The sequence below is a fragment of the Streptomyces sp. NBC_00289 genome (assembly GCF_041435115.1).
Taxonomy (GTDB): Bacteria; Actinomycetota; Actinomycetes; order Streptomycetales; family Streptomycetaceae; genus Streptomyces.
In genome coordinates this window covers 1,750,242-1,763,525 of sequence record NZ_CP108046.1, presented here as the reverse complement: position 1 = coordinate 1,763,525, position 13,284 = coordinate 1,750,242, and the positions used below count along the sequence as shown (strand labels likewise).

Genomic DNA, 13,284 nt, shown 5'->3' with positions numbered 1-13,284 from the left:
GCACGGGCAGACGCGGCCGACCGGGCGCCGCGCGCGGCCCGCGCCGGCGGCACACCACCGCGAAGCCGACCTTGGGAGGACCGCGATGCACCCCGCCGTACGGTCACGAACAGCGATCCGCCTGGAAGCGGCGCCCGCACCACAGCCGCGGACACGGCGCGTGCGGTCGCTGATCGACGCGGACGCCCTACGGGTACTGCACCGGGCCGCCCGCGTCCTGCTGGACGACCTGCCCGAGCTGACCGACCGGCTGCTGGCCGTCCTCCAGGAACAGGAACCCGCCTACCGCACCGCGGTGGAGAACGACACCGTCGGCACCTGGCAGGAGGTGCACCGGTCGCTGCGGCACAGCGTGACCTCGCTGCTCGACCCTCGCGGCGCCCGGGACGCGGCCCGCCGCTGCTCGTGGAAGATCGGCGCCACGCGAGCCGAACAGGGCCTGCCGCTGGACGCCCTGCTGCACGCGTTCCGGCTGGGCGGGTCCCTGGTGTGGCAGGGACTGGTCGAGGAGATCTCCCGGACGGCACCCGAGGACGTACGCCTCCTCGTCCACGTGGCCGCCGACGTGTGGAACTTCGTCGACGAGCACTGCACCCTCGTCGCGGACGCCTACCGGCAGGTCGAACGGCAGCTGGCCTGGCGACGCGAGAACCGGGTGCGGCTGCTGACCGCCGCGCTGCTCGACGGCACCAGCCGCATCGTCGACCTGACCGAGGCGGCCGAGGTGCTGGACCTGCCCGAACAGGGGCGGTACGTCGTCGTCGCGATCGCCGGCGGACATCCCACGGGCGGCGCCGGCGCCCGGGCCGCGGCCGTGCCGGACGGCGGCCGCGTCCACTGGCACACCGGGGGCGAGGTGGACTACGGGATCGTCCTGGTCGGCGACGGTGACCTGCCGCGGCCGGAGTCCGGCCCGGCCGGCCCCGCCGCGGGCACGCGAATCGGCGTCGGCACCGTCGTGGAGGGGCTGGCCGCGGTGGGCGACGCGCGCCGGCTCGCGGACACGGCGCTGAGCATCTGCCCCGAGGACGGCGGCACCGTCGTGCTCACGGAGCACCTGCCCGCGGCCCTGGTGGTCTCACGCCCGGAACTCGGCAATGCCCTCGCCGTCCGGGTGCTCGGCCCGCTGCTGGCCCTGGAGCCCGCCGACCGGGAGGTGTTGCTCGACACCCTGGCCATGTGGCTGACCTGCGACGGTTCGGCGCAGCGGGCCGGAGAGCGGCTCTACTGCCACCGCAACACGGTCCTGAACCGGCTGCGCCGCTGCGAGCAGCTGACCGGACGCTCGCTGGCCCGCCCCACGGACGTCGTCGAGATCAGCCTCGCCCTGACGGCCCGCAGACTGCTCCCCGGCTGACCCACCCACCTCCCCCCTCTACCCTCGCCGCGCCGTCGCCGGACGACCCACCGCCGCCGCGCCCGCCGGCCCGCCGCGGGCACCGCCCGGCTGTCCGGTCGGCCGGGCCTGTCGCCCGTCGGCCGCGCTCCGCCCGCGCGATCGCGCGCTGGTTCGCCGCCCGCGCCGCCCTGGCGTCCGGTCGGCCCTGACTGCCGCGCGCCGACCGCTCTCCCTCTGCGTCGTCGCGGACGGCCCTGACTGCCGCGCGCCGGCCGTTCTCCACCCCCGCCTTTGCCGCTGGTTCGCCCCCAGCCGCCCGGCGGTGCGGTCGGCCTCGCCTGCCGCCCGCCGCCCGCACCCCCTTCGCCCGCTGGTTCGCCTCCGGGCTCACTCCACCCGCGCCGTCCCGCCGTGTGGTCGGCCTCGCCTGTCGCCCGCCGGACGGCCCGCCGCCCGCACCGCTTTCGCCCGCCGGTTCGCCTCCGGGCCCCTCTCCACCCGCACCGTCCCGCCGTCCGGTAGGCCCCGTCTGTCGCCCGCCGGACGGCCCGCTGTCTGGTCGGCCCCGCCGGCCCGCCGCCCGCACCGCCCCGTCGTCCGGTAGGCCCCATCTGCCGCCCGTCGGCCGCTCTCTACCCGCGCCGTCGCCAGACGGCGCGGGTACCGCGTCGTCCGAGCGTCCGCCGGGCTCGTCGTCCCGCGCCCTGCCCGCACCGCTCGCCCAGGCCGCCCGCTCCCACCAGGCGCTTGGGCATCCGCACAGACCCCTCGGGTTCGGACTGGGACGGCGCAGCGAGGCCGTTCGAAGCGCTGTACCGGTGGCCGATGTCCGTGTTGTCGTGAGCTCCCCTTCCACCCGAAGTGCCGTGCCCGCCGGTACGGCCCCGAGGAGCCGCGATGCCCGTAAGACCACCGGACGAGGAGTCCGCCCTGCACGTCGAGGGCCTCGACGTGACCTATGGCCGCGCCCTGTCCGCGCTCCGGTCCGTGTCGCTGACCGTCCCGCACGGCGGGGTCGTCACCCTGCTCGGCGCCAACGGCGCCGGCAAGACGACCCTTCTGCGGGCGGTCTCCGGCACACTGCGTCTGCACCGCGGCAGCGTCACGGCCGGTCACGTCCGGTACGGCGACACGGTGCTCGACGGCCGCGACCCGGTCGCCGCCGTACGCGCCGGAGTGGTCCAGGTCCCCGAGGGCAGGCGCGTGTTCGCCGGGCTCACGGTCGACGAGAACCTGCGCAGCGGCGGGCTCGGACTCGGGCGGCGCAGTCCCGCCCTGGTCCGTGAGTCCCGGGACCGGGTGTTCGCGCTGTTCCCCAGGCTCGCCGAACGCACCCGCCAGGCGGCCGGCCTGCTGTCGGGCGGGGAACAGCAGATGCTGGCCATCGGCCGGGCCCTGATGGCGGCCCCGCGCCTGCTCCTGCTGGACGAACCCTCGCTGGGCCTCGCCCCGCAGATGGTGTACCGGATCGCCGAGGTGATCCGCGAGATCAACACCCAGGGCACCGCCGTCCTGCTCGTCGAACAGAACGCCGGCATGGCGCTCTCCCTCGCCGACCACGCCTATGTCCTGGAGGTCGGCGAGGTCCGTCTGTCCGGCCCCGCGGACGAACTCGCCCGGACCGACGCGGTACGGCGCCTCTACCTCGGCGAGGAAACCGGCACCGACCACCCGTCCGTTCCCGGACAGGGGGTCGCGTGAACAGCGCGCGTCCCCGCGACGGTGGCCCCCGGACCGGCCCTCCTCCCGAGCTGCGGGTCGAGGACGTCACCGTGCGCTTCGCCGGCCTCACCGCGCTCGACGAGGTGTCGTTCACCGTCGCCCCGGGCTCGGTGCACGCCCTCATCGGACCCAACGGAGCCGGCAAGTCGACCTGCTTCAACGTCCTGTCGGGCCTGTGCCGGCCCGACGGCGGCACGGTACGGCTCGGCGACGAGGAGCTGACCCGGCTCGCCCCGCACCGGATCGCCGCCCTCGGCGTGGCCCGGACGTTCCAGAACATCGTCACCACCGGCGGCACGGTCGCCGACAACCTCATGCTGGGCAGGCACGCCCTGTCCCGGGCCGGCTTCGCCGCCAGCGCGCTGCGTCTGCCGAGGGCCGTCCGGGAACAGCGGGAGCACCTCGACCGGGCCCGCGAGATCGCCGAACTCACCGGTCTGGAGCGGCACTTCGAAAGGCCGGTGGCCCTCCTGTCGTACGGCGACCGCAAGCGCGTGGAACTCGCCCGCGCCCTGTGTCTGGAGCCCAGCGTGCTGCTCCTGGACGAACCGGTGGCGGGCATGAACGCGGCCGAACGCGCCCGCACCGTCGAGGTCGTCCAGGACGTCCGCGCCCGGCTCGGCCTGTCCGTGCTCCTGGTGGAACACGACATGGGCCTCGTCATGCGGCTCGCCGACGAGGTCACCGTGCTCGACTTCGGCCGGTCCATCGCCCACGGCACCCCCGACGAGGTCCGCCAGGACCCGGAGGTGCTCCGCGCCTACCTCGGCACCGAGACCCCACGAAAGGACGTGGCATGACCGGCGTCCTCGACAATCTCCTCAACGGCCTGGCCCTCGGCTCCGTCTACGCACTGGTCGCCCTCGGCTTCGTCGTCATCTTCAAGGCCTCGGGTGTACTGAACTTTGCCCACGGCTCGCTGCTCCTGCTCGGCGGCTACCTCACCGCAGTCCTCCACGACGACCTGGGCTTCGCCGCGGCGCTCGCCGTGGCCGTCCTGGCGACCGCGGTCGTGGCCGGCGCCCTGGACCGGCTGCTGCTCCAGCGCGGCGAACAGGACGCGCACGCCGCCCACGTGCAGACCATCGTGACCATCGGCGTCGACATCGTCCTGCTCACCGACCTGTCCCGGCGCATCGGCGGCGACCTGCTCTCCCTCGGCGACCCGTGGGGGGACTCGGTGAGCCGTGTCGGCCCGCTGACCGTCGCCGACAGCCGGCTCGCCGCCATCGTGGTGTCGGCCGTGGTCATCGGCGCGGTCTTCGCCCTCTTCCGGTTCACCGGCTGGGGCCTGTCCCTGAGGGCGTCGGCGGAGGACCCGGAGGCGGCCGCCCTCATGGGCATACGGCAGGCCCGCGTGCGGACCCTCGCCTGGTGCCTGGCCGGCGCGCTCGCCGCGCTGGCAGCGGTCTTCCTCGCCGCGTTCCCGGCTCCCGGCCTGGAGCGGGCCACCGGACAGATCGCCCTGAAGGCGTTCCCGGCGGCGATCCTCGGCGGGATGGCCTCACCGGCCGGCGCCCTCGCGGGCAGTCTGCTGATCGGCCTGACCGAGGCACTCGTCGCCGGGTACCAGACCGAACTGCACGTCCTGGGCGAGGGGTTCGGCGACGTCGCGCCGTACGCCGTGATGGTGCTCGTGCTCCTGGTGCGGCCCGCCGGGCTGTTCGGCGGCAAGGGAGCGGTCCGTGTCTGACCTCATGACCGGCGGGCCGGCGGTGCGCCGGGCCACGGTGATCCTGACCGTCCTCGTCCTGGGCGCCCTGCCCTTCTACCTCGACGCGTTCTGGCTGCGGATCGGCCTGTTCTCCCTGGCGGCGGCCATCGGCGCCGTCGGTCTGGGCCTGCTGACCGGTAGCGCCGGCCAGCTCTCCCTCGGCCACGCCTTCTTCCTCGCGGTCGGCGCGTACGGCTACGTATGGCTGGCGGGCGAGCCGGGACCGGCGCTGCCGCCCGCGCTCGCCGCCGTCCTCGCGGTGCTCCTCGCCGGCGCGGCGGGCGGCCTGTTCAGCCCGGTCGCGGGCCGGGTGCGCGGCGTCTACCTGGGCGTCGCGACCCTCGCACTGGTCTTCCTCGGCCACCACGTCCTGCTGACCGCGGACTCCGTCACCGGCGGATTCAACGGCCGTTCGGTCCCGCCCCTCACCCTCGGCGGCTTCGGCTTCACGGCCGACGACCCCGAACTCGTCCTGCTCGGCGTGCCGTTCGGCGCCGAGGAGCGGCTCTGGTACCTCGGCCTCGCCCTCTTCGCCCTCACCTGGTTCACCGCCCGCGGTCTGCTGCGCGGACGTCCGGGCCGGGCCCTGACGGCACTGCGCGACAGCGAGACCGCGGCGGCCGTGATGGGCGTGCACGTGGCCCGCTACCGCTCGGCCGCCTTCGTCACGTCCTCGATGTACGCCGGTCTCGCCGGCGTGCTCCTCGCGCTGGCCTTCCGCCGTGTCGTGCCCGACTACTTCGGGCTGGCCCTGTCGGTCGACTACCTCGCCATGATCGTGCTCGGTGGCCTCGGGTCCGTGGCCGGAGCCGCCGCGGGTGCCGTCTTCGTGACCGCGCTGCCCCTGCTGATGACCCGCTACGCCGACCAGTTGCCGCTGGTGACGGCACCCGGCTCCGCGGACGGCTCGGTCGGCCCGACCGAGGCGGCCCGCTACCTCTACGGCGCGGCGATCGTCCTGGTCCTGCTGTTCGCGCCCGACGGCCTGCACGGACTCACCCGGCGCGCCCGCGACCGCGTACGGCGCCGAAGCCCTCGTACCACCTCCCCCGACACCCCGACCTCAGCTCTGCCACCCGCCGAAGCCGTACGACCCAGGGAGCACACCCCGTGAACACCACGCACCACAGACACCGCACCTCCGGGATCGTCGCAGCCACGGCTCTGGCGCTGCTCCTCGCGGGCACCGGCTGCAGTTCCAAGGCCGACGGAAAGAACACCGGAAGCGGCGCCGACGGCGTCAAGACCGGCCCCGGCGTCACCGACAAGACCATCAGGCTCGGCGCGCTCACCGACCTCACCGGCCCCTACGCCACCCTCGGCAAGAGCATCGTGCAGGCCCAGAAGATGTGGGCCGACGAGACCAACGCCAAGGGCGGCGTCTGCGGCCGCCAGATCGAGATCGTCGTCAAGGACCACGGCTACGACGTACAGAAGGCGGTGACGACGTACGCCGACATCGCCCCCGACGTGGTGGCGCTGCCCCAGGTCATCGGATCGCCGGTGGTCGCGGCGCTGCTCGACGACATCGAGCGCGACCACATGCTCACCTTCCCGCAGGCCTGGGCCGCCTCCCTCCTCGGCAAGGACTCCGTCCAGGTCCTGGGCACCACGTACGACGTCGACATGCTCGCCGCGGTCGACTTCCTCACCCGCACCAAGGGCCTGGCCAAGGGCGACACGATCGGACACGTGTACTTCGAGGGCGACTACGGCGCCAACGCCCTGGAGGGATCGACCTGGGCGGCCGACAAGGCCGGTATGAAGGTGGTCGCCCAGAAGATCAAGGCGACGGACACCGACCTGTCCGCCCAGGTGTCCGCGCTGCGCAAGGCGAAGGTCAAGGCGATCCTGATCAGCGCCGGCCCCGCCCAGACCGCCTCGCTGGCCGGCGTCGCGGCCTCCCGGGGACTGCGTGTGCCGATCGTCAGCAACGCCCCGGGCTTCGCACCCCAGCTCATGAAGACGCCCGCGGCGGCCGCCCTCGAGGGCATGCTCAGCGTGGTGAGCGCGGCGCCGGCCGTCAGCTCCGACCTGCCGGGCGTACGGCGCATGGTCTCCGCCTACGAGAAGAAGTTCCCGGGCTCGCCGGTGGACTCCGGTGTCCTGTCCGGGTACAACGCGGCCCAGCTGATCGGCGCGGACCTGAAGAAGGCCTGCGCGGCGGGCAGCCTCGCCCGGGAGGACGTGGTCGCCGCCCACCGCGCGCAGAAGAACGCCGACACCGGGCTGGGCAGCCCGCTGGACTTCTCCGACGTCTCCCGGCCGGCCAGCCTGGAGACCTATGTGCTGAAGCCGGACCCGAAGGCGGCCGGCGCTCTGGTGAAGGTGGAGGACGCGCACAGCGCCCCCGGCGTGGAGGAGTACCTGAACTCGCGTACCTCGTGAGGCCCCGGCCCGGCCGGCCGGCCTGATTCAGTCGCACCGGTGCTGAATGCGTTCTCGTTCTCCTGTTGGACCTCGGGCGACCGGTCGGCCAGGCTGGAGTGCGTCCGGCGCGCCGCCCGCGCGGGGGTGCGCCGGACGCCATCGCTTCCGCGCGACAGCCGAAAGAGGTCACGAGCACATGCACACTCGCCGCATCGGTGACGTCGACGTCAGTGCCATCGGCCTGGGCGCCATGCCCATGTCCATCGAGGGGCGGCCGGACGAGGCGCGCTCCCTCGCCACCGTCCACGCCGCACTGGAGGCCGGCGTGACGCTCATCGACACCGCCGACGCCTACCACCTCGGCGCCGACGACCTGGGTCACAACGAGACCCTGATCGCCAAGGCGCTCGCCTCCCACGACCTGGGCCGGGACGTCCTGGTCGCCACCAAGGGCGGCCATCTGCGTCCCGGGGGCGGGAGTTGGACGCTCGACGGCAGCCCCGAGCACCTCAAGCGGGCCTGCGAGGACTCCCTGCGCCGGCTCGGCGTGGAGGCCATCGGCCTCTACCAGTTCCACCGCCCCGACCCGAGGGTGCCGTACGCCGAGTCCGTCGGCGCGCTGCGGGACCTCCTGGACGAGGGGAAGATCCGCATGGCGGGCATCTCCAACGCCGACCCGGACCAGATCAGGCAGGCCGGCGAGATCCTCGGCGGCAGGCTGGTCTCGGTGCAGAACCAGTTCTCCCCGGCCTTCCGCTCCAGCGAGCCGGAACTGCGCCTGTGCGACGAACTCGGCATCGCCTTCCTGCCCTGGAGCCCGCTCGGCGGCATCTCCCGGGCGAGCGAACTGGGCTCCTCGTACGCCCCGTTCGCACGGATCGCCGAGGCCCACGGGGTGAGTCCGCAGCGGGTGTGCCTGGCCTGGATGCTCGCCAGGTCGCCGGTGGTCGTGCCCATCCCGGGCGCGAGCCGGCCGGAGACCATCCGTGACTCGGTCGCGGCCGCCGAACTCGTGCTCGACGCCGGCGAACTCGCCGAACTGGACGCCGTCTGACGGACGGCGGCGGACACCGTCCGGCGCGCGGGGGCCGTCCCGCGCGTCGGATTCGTTCGGTCGTGGCCGGGATCGTCCATGGACTGGCACCGGCCGAGGGCGGTTCCCTAGGATGGACTCCCTGTCATGCCAGTCCAGTTGGCGCGGCGCGTATCTGGGGGAACGATGCACACCGGCAAGCAGCTGTCCACGTCGATCGACGCCACCGTGCCAACGGCCGCGCGGATGTACGACCACTACCTGGGCGGCAAGGACAACTACGCCGCGGACCGGGCAGCGTGCGAGGAACTCGACAAGGTCGTGCCCAGCACGCGTCGTCTGGCGGTCAACAACAGGCGCTTCCTCCAGCGGGCGGTGCGGACGCTGGCGGCGGAGTACGGAATCCGCCAGTTCCTCGACCACGGATCCGGCCTGCCCACGCAGGACAACGTGCACCAGGTCGCCCAGGGCATCAATCCCGACACCCACGTCGTCTACGTCGACAACGACCCGATGGTGCTCGTCCACGGCCGGGCACTGCTCGAACAGGACCAGCGCACCGCCGTCATCCACGCGGACATGCGGGAGACGGACGCGATCTTCTCGCACCCCGAGACGCAGCGCCTGATCGACTTCTCCCAGCCCGTCGCCGTGCTCTTCAACTCGGTGATGCACTGCATCCCCGACAGCGAGACGGACGGCCCCCTCGCCCTGGCCCGCCGGGTCGCCGACCGGCTGGCCCCGGGCAGCTTCATGCTGATGTGCCAGCTGGTCAGCGAGGACCCCGAGGTCCGCAGGTTCGTCACCGACTTCATGGGCCAGGTCACGCAGGGGCACTGGGGCCGGGTCCGCCAGGAGAAGGACGTCGCCGAGCTGTTCGAGGGACTGGAGATCCTCGACCCGGGCCTGGTGGAGGTGTCGACCTGGCGACCCGACTCCGAGGTGGCTCCCCGTCAGCTCACCCAGGAATGGATCGAGTTCGGCGGAGTGGGCCGCATTCGCTGACCGGCCGTCCGACCTGTCCCGGCGTATCCGCCGGGACAGGTTCCGGGCGGTCGCCGTCTGCCGGTGATCACGGGCCCGGGTAGCGCCGCTCCATCGTCTCGCGCAGCAGGTCCAGGGACTCGCGCGGGGTGAGGGCCTCGTCGGCGAGCCGGTCCAGTGCCACCCGGTACTCCTCGGTCTCGTCCTGGTCCTCGAGGAAGTTGGCGCTTCTGATGTGCTCCAGGTAGACGACGTCGGGCAGGTCGAGGCCCCCGAAACGCAGATAGGTCACCGGGATGGCCGGTGCCGACGCGTTCGTCACGTCCAACGGCACGATCTGCACGGTCACATGCGAGCGTTCGGCCATCATGACGAGGTGCTCGAGCTGCTCCCGCATGACCTCGCGGCTGCCCAGGACGCGCAACAGCACCGATTCGTCGATGACCGCCCACAGCTGCGGGGCGTCCGCCCGGTGCAGCAACTGCGCTCTGCGGGTGCGCAGTTCGACCCGGCGCCGGACCTCGCTCGCCGGTGCGGACGGCAGACCGCGCTGTACCACCGCCTCGGTGTAGGCGGGGGTCTGCAACAGGCCGGGCACGTACTGGATCTCGAAGGTACGGATCGCGGCGGCCGCTTCCTGGAGGCCGACCAGCCGGTCGAACCACTCCGGCATCAGCCGCTTGTCGTAGCGCTGCCACCAGCCCGGCTCGCCGGCGCGCTGCAACAGCTTGAGGAGCACCGACGCCTCGTAGTCCTCGGTGCCGTAGAGCTCCAGCAGCGCCCGGACGTCGGTTTCCGCCGGGGGCCTGCGCCCCTTGCCCGACTCGATGCGGGACAATTTCGCCGCACTGAATCCGAGGGTTCGAGCCGCCTGGTCCTGGGCGAACCCGGCATCCTCGCGGAAGCCCGCCAGCTGCACGCCGACCAGCATCTTCAGCAGGGTCGGCGCCGGCTCGGGGCGCTCCAGATAGGGTTCCAGGCGGGAGACGCGGGGCGATTCGGCGGACATCCTGACTCCCAGCGGACCGACACAGAGACCATTCACCCTAGCGCACCCCGCCGGACCGGCCCCATCCCCTGTGAGAAACAGGGGAGTTGGCCTCCGCTTCAGCCGGAGCGGCCGCAGCCGGCGTCACAGCAGATGATCGAACTCGCCGTCCTTCGCGCCCGCGAGGAACGCCGCGACCTCGGCCGGTGTGTAGACCAGTGCCGGCCCGTCGGGATCGCGGGAGTTGCGCAGGGCGACACCTCCGTTCGCCAGAGTGGCCACTTCGACACAGTTCCCCTCGGCGTTGCTGCGCCGGCTCTTGATCCATCGGGCGTCCAACGAGCTTGCCCGCACTCCGTTCCGCACTTGCGGCACTCCTGTCTCCTTGCTGTTCACGTTCCTCGCCGGACACCGGGCCCGGCTCCCCGAGGGGAGTCAGGCGGCTTCGCGGGTCCCTCCCGCATCACCCGTCCGACGCGCAATTTCTCGTGCAATTGCACACGAGCGCTCTCAGCGTGGATAATAGCTGTGGCGTCAACCCCCGTGGTGGCGCTTCGTCTTGACGTCGCATCAGGGAGATGCCGTGTCAGCACCTGTGGACCACACACACCGGCCGCTGGGCCGGACCGTGTCCGGGGCAGGTGGAGCGGCCTGGACCGATGGGTCCGCGCGACCGCCCCGCCCGGCCGCGCCGGGCGAGCAGCCGTTCGCGAAGCCACCGTGGGCAAGCGGTACCGTCCAGCCCGTCGCCCTGCGGATCGCCTGCAGCGGCGAGGGGTTCGCCCGGGCCCGTGCCTTCACCCATGAAACGCTGCACCGCTGGTCGCTCGGCCACCGCAGCGACGACGCCGCCCTCGTGATCACCGAACTCGCGGCCAACGCCGTGGAGCACGGGGTACCGCGCGCACCCAGGGCCGACCCGGAGGTGTGGCTGCGGCTCGTGCTCGACCCCGCCCATGTGCTGCTCGCCGTCTCCGATCCGGGCGACAATCCGCTCCCGTGCCACCCCGTCGACGACCTGCAACTGCGGGAGAACGGCCGGGGTCTGTGCATCGTCGACGCGCTGGCCGAGGAATGGGGCTGGACCCCCGATCCCCCGGCCGGCAAGACCGTGTGGGCCAGGTTGTCGACCCTCCCTCCCCCCTGACATGACCGCCGCGGAAAGGCCTCTCGCCATGCGCACCGCTCCGACGCACGCACCGAGCACCGAGCGCACCGACCACGCCACGCCCCAGAAGGGAGTGGCGAGGCCCACGCCCCTGATGGATCTCGCCCAGGTGCCCTGGTGCGAGATCCGGGACTCCACCGGTTGCGCGGCCGCCATCCCGCTGCTGCTGAACGGCGTCGCCTGGGGTGACGCCGCCACCGCCCGGGCCGCCGTCGGCGATCTGCGCAAACGCATCTGCCAGTACGGCTTCGTCGTGGAGCAGGCCACGGCCGCCACGGTGCCCTTCCTGTGGGAGCTCGCCCAGCTTCCCCACGTGACCTGCCGGGCGGAGATCATCCAGTTGCTGAAGAGCATCGCCGACGCCCGGCAGTGGGAGAGCACGGCCGCCGTCTACCCCAAACTCCTCAACCACCGTGAGAACCCCGTGGTGTGGGAGCGGGCCGCCAGGAAGGCGGTCCACGCCCGGCGCGGTGTCCTGCGCGGGCTGATGGACGACGAGGACACCGCGATCGCGCAGGCCACCACGGAACTCGCCCGCACGCTGGGGGAGTAGGGCGCCGCCGGCGTGTGTAGCCCGCGCCGCGGCAGGGGTCGTACTACGGCGTCTGGGGTGTCACGCCCGGCGACGTGGTGATGCTCAGCGCCTTTCTGACCACGCTCACCAACTCGACGACCACCCTCGCGGGGCTCGCCCCCGTCATCACCAAGGGGCTGGAGTCCGTCCGTTCGGTCGGCGAGGTGCTGCAGGCGCCCGAACTGGAGGACAACGAGGGCAAGGCGGAACTCACCTCGCTGCGTGGCGCGGTCACCTTCGAAGGGGTCGGCCACGCGTACGAGGACGGCGGCCGGTCCGCCGTACGCGACTTCACGCTCTCCGTCGCACCGGGAGAGACCGTCGCCCTGGTGGGGGCCTCCGGCGCGGGGAAGTCCACCGTGCTCAACCTCGTCATCGGGTTCATCCGCCCGACGGCGGGCCGGCTGCTGCTCGACGGCACCGACATGAACACCCTCGACCTGCGCACCTACCGCCGGTTCGTGTCCGTGGTGCCGCAGGAGTCGATCCTCTTCGACGGCACGATCCGCGAGAACGTCGCCTACGGCATGGACGACGCCGACGAGGAGACGGTGCGCGCGGCACTGCGCGACGCCAACGCGCTGGAGTTCGTCGAACAGCTCCCGCAGGGCCTCGACACCCTGGTCGGCGATCGCGGAGCCAGACTCTCCGGCGGACAGCGTCAACGGCTCGCCATCGCCCGCGCGCTGATACGCGACCCCCGGGTGCTGGTCCTGGACGAGGCGACCTCGGCGCTGGACACCCGCTCGGAGGCCCTCGTCCAGCAGGCGCTGGCCCGGCTGGTGCGCGGCCGGACCACGTTCGTGGTGGCCCACCGGCTGTCCACCGTGCGCGGCGCGGACCGGATCGTGGTGATGGACGAGGGACGGATCGATGAGATCGGGACGCACGACGAACTCCTGCGCCGGAACGGGGCGTACACCGCCCTGCACGGCGGACAGGTCGCGTGAGGAGCGGCGGACGGGCGGACGGCCGGCGCCCGGGGGAGCCGGTGGAGGCCGACGACTGAATTGCGCCATTCATGTACCGGTGTGCGGTGATGGCGAATGATTCGGCCCCATCCGGGCACACGAAGCGAAACACGAGAGAGGGGCGCTTCGTGCTCGTTCCGGACCCGAAGGTCGTCAGGGAACTACTGACGCGTTACGCATCGCTGCGGATCGCTCAGGCGCAGACGGAGAACGCGGCTGCGGCACGTGAACTGGAAGACGTCAGTTACACACTGTGTGTGACGATGGGCACCACGAGTCTCCACGAGGCGGTGGCCCGGGCGGACGCCGTACTCGTCGCCTCGGGGCGGACACCCGTCACCGCGACGGACCCCGCCGGCCGGACGGACTCCGTCACCACGGCGGACGCGGACGGGGAGAACGACCTGCTGGCGGTGTGACG

General features: G+C 72.7%; 13 protein-coding genes and 1 pseudogene. 12 read left to right on the top strand and 2 right to left on the bottom strand.

The features are described from left to right. The first annotated feature begins 85 nt into the window (after positions 1-85). From OG985_RS08475 to OG985_RS08440, 8 genes are all read left to right on the top strand, one after another. Positions 86-1,357 (top strand): helix-turn-helix domain-containing protein, encoded by a 1,272-nt coding sequence (locus OG985_RS08475; protein WP_371667637.1) that lies wholly within the window; start codon positions 86-88, stop codon positions 1,355-1,357. A gap of 879 nt (positions 1,358-2,236) precedes the next feature. Continuing rightward, positions 2,237-3,040: an ABC transporter ATP-binding protein gene (locus OG985_RS08470; RefSeq protein ID WP_371667636.1), complete on the top strand. Its 804-nt coding sequence runs from the start codon at positions 2,237-2,239 to the stop codon at positions 3,038-3,040. Further along, the gene (locus OG985_RS08465) at positions 3,037-3,861 is read left to right on the top strand and encodes an ABC transporter ATP-binding protein (protein ID WP_371667635.1); all 825 of its coding nucleotides are present in this window, start codon (positions 3,037-3,039) and stop codon (positions 3,859-3,861) included. The genes OG985_RS08470 and OG985_RS08465 overlap by 4 nt, the downstream gene beginning before the upstream one ends. Further along, positions 3,858-4,754: a branched-chain amino acid ABC transporter permease gene (locus OG985_RS08460; protein ID WP_371667634.1), complete on the top strand. Its 897-nt coding sequence runs from the start codon at positions 3,858-3,860 to the stop codon at positions 4,752-4,754. Before OG985_RS08465 ends, OG985_RS08460 begins: the two co-directional genes overlap by 4 nt. Positions 4,755-4,758: 4 nt before the next feature. Beyond that, the gene (locus tag OG985_RS08455) at positions 4,759-5,889 is read left to right on the top strand and encodes a branched-chain amino acid ABC transporter permease (RefSeq protein WP_371674301.1); all 1,131 of its coding nucleotides are present in this window, start codon (positions 4,759-4,761) and stop codon (positions 5,887-5,889) included. After that, positions 5,886-7,163, top strand: coding sequence for an ABC transporter substrate-binding protein (locus OG985_RS08450; RefSeq protein WP_371667633.1), 1,278 nt, complete (start codon positions 5,886-5,888; stop codon positions 7,161-7,163). Before OG985_RS08455 ends, OG985_RS08450 begins: the two co-directional genes overlap by 4 nt. A 178-nt stretch (positions 7,164-7,341) precedes the next feature. Continuing rightward, positions 7,342-8,199, top strand: a complete 858-nt coding sequence (locus OG985_RS08445) for an aldo/keto reductase (protein WP_371667632.1) — start codon at positions 7,342-7,344, stop codon at positions 8,197-8,199. Positions 8,200-8,364: 165 nt separating this feature from the next. Then, entirely contained in the window at positions 8,365-9,183 is an 819-nt protein-coding gene (locus tag OG985_RS08440) for an SAM-dependent methyltransferase (RefSeq protein ID WP_371667631.1), read from the top strand. Positions 9,184-9,250: 67 nt separating this feature from the next. Here the strand turns inward: OG985_RS08440 and OG985_RS08435 are convergent, their stop codons facing one another. Both OG985_RS08435 and OG985_RS08430 read right to left on the bottom strand, forming a co-directional pair. Then, positions 9,251-10,171, bottom strand: coding sequence for a helix-turn-helix domain-containing protein (locus tag OG985_RS08435; protein ID WP_371667630.1), 921 nt, complete (start codon positions 10,169-10,171; stop codon positions 9,251-9,253). A gap of 123 nt (positions 10,172-10,294) precedes the next feature. After that, entirely contained in the window at positions 10,295-10,525 is a 231-nt protein-coding gene (locus OG985_RS08430) for a DUF397 domain-containing protein (protein WP_371667629.1), read from the bottom strand. Positions 10,526-10,733: 208 nt separating this feature from the next. Between OG985_RS08430 and OG985_RS08425 the strand changes: the two genes are divergently transcribed. The 4 genes and pseudogenes from OG985_RS08425 (at position 10,734) to OG985_RS08410 (ending at position 13,282) form a co-directional block, all read left to right on the top strand. After that, a complete protein-coding gene (locus OG985_RS08425; protein ID WP_371667628.1) occupies positions 10,734-11,297 on the top strand; it encodes an ATP-binding protein in 564 nt (187 codons plus the stop codon). A 28-nt stretch (positions 11,298-11,325) separates the two neighbouring features. Continuing rightward, positions 11,326-11,871 carry a hypothetical protein gene (locus OG985_RS08420; protein ID WP_371667627.1) on the top strand — a complete coding sequence of 182 codons (546 nt, stop codon included), beginning with the start codon at positions 11,326-11,328 and terminating at the stop codon, positions 11,869-11,871. 38 nt (positions 11,872-11,909) lie between these two features. After that, positions 11,910-12,842: pseudogene (locus OG985_RS08415) on the top strand (ABC transporter ATP-binding protein); the annotation flags it as partial. A 149-nt stretch (positions 12,843-12,991) separates the two neighbouring features. Continuing rightward, positions 12,992-13,282 (top strand): DUF5133 domain-containing protein, encoded by a 291-nt coding sequence (locus tag OG985_RS08410; protein WP_371667626.1) that lies wholly within the window; start codon positions 12,992-12,994, stop codon positions 13,280-13,282. Positions 13,283-13,284 lie beyond the last annotated feature (2 nt).

What these genes read in the sequence shown, in the direction of transcription:
- OG985_RS08475 (WP_371667637.1), top strand. Translation starts at nt 86, where the DNA reads ATGCACCCCGCCGTACGGTCACGAACAGCGATCCGCCTGGAAGCGGCG.
- OG985_RS08470 (WP_371667636.1), top strand. Translation starts at nt 2,237, where the DNA reads ATGCCCGTAAGACCACCGGACGAGGAGTCCGCCCTGCACGTCGAGGGC.
- OG985_RS08460 (WP_371667634.1), top strand. Translation starts at nt 3,858, where the DNA reads ATGACCGGCGTCCTCGACAATCTCCTCAACGGCCTGGCCCTCGGCTCC.
- OG985_RS08455 (WP_371674301.1), top strand. Translation starts at nt 4,759, where the DNA reads ATGACCGGCGGGCCGGCGGTGCGCCGGGCCACGGTGATCCTGACCGTC.
- OG985_RS08445 (WP_371667632.1), top strand. Translation starts at nt 7,342, where the DNA reads ATGCACACTCGCCGCATCGGTGACGTCGACGTCAGTGCCATCGGCCTG.
- OG985_RS08440 (WP_371667631.1), top strand. Translation starts at nt 8,365, where the DNA reads ATGCACACCGGCAAGCAGCTGTCCACGTCGATCGACGCCACCGTGCCA.
- OG985_RS08435 (WP_371667630.1), bottom strand. Translation starts at nt 10,171, where the DNA reads ATGTCCGCCGAATCGCCCCGCGTCTCCCGCCTGGAACCCTATCTGGAG.
- OG985_RS08420 (WP_371667627.1), top strand. Translation starts at nt 11,326, where the DNA reads ATGCGCACCGCTCCGACGCACGCACCGAGCACCGAGCGCACCGACCAC.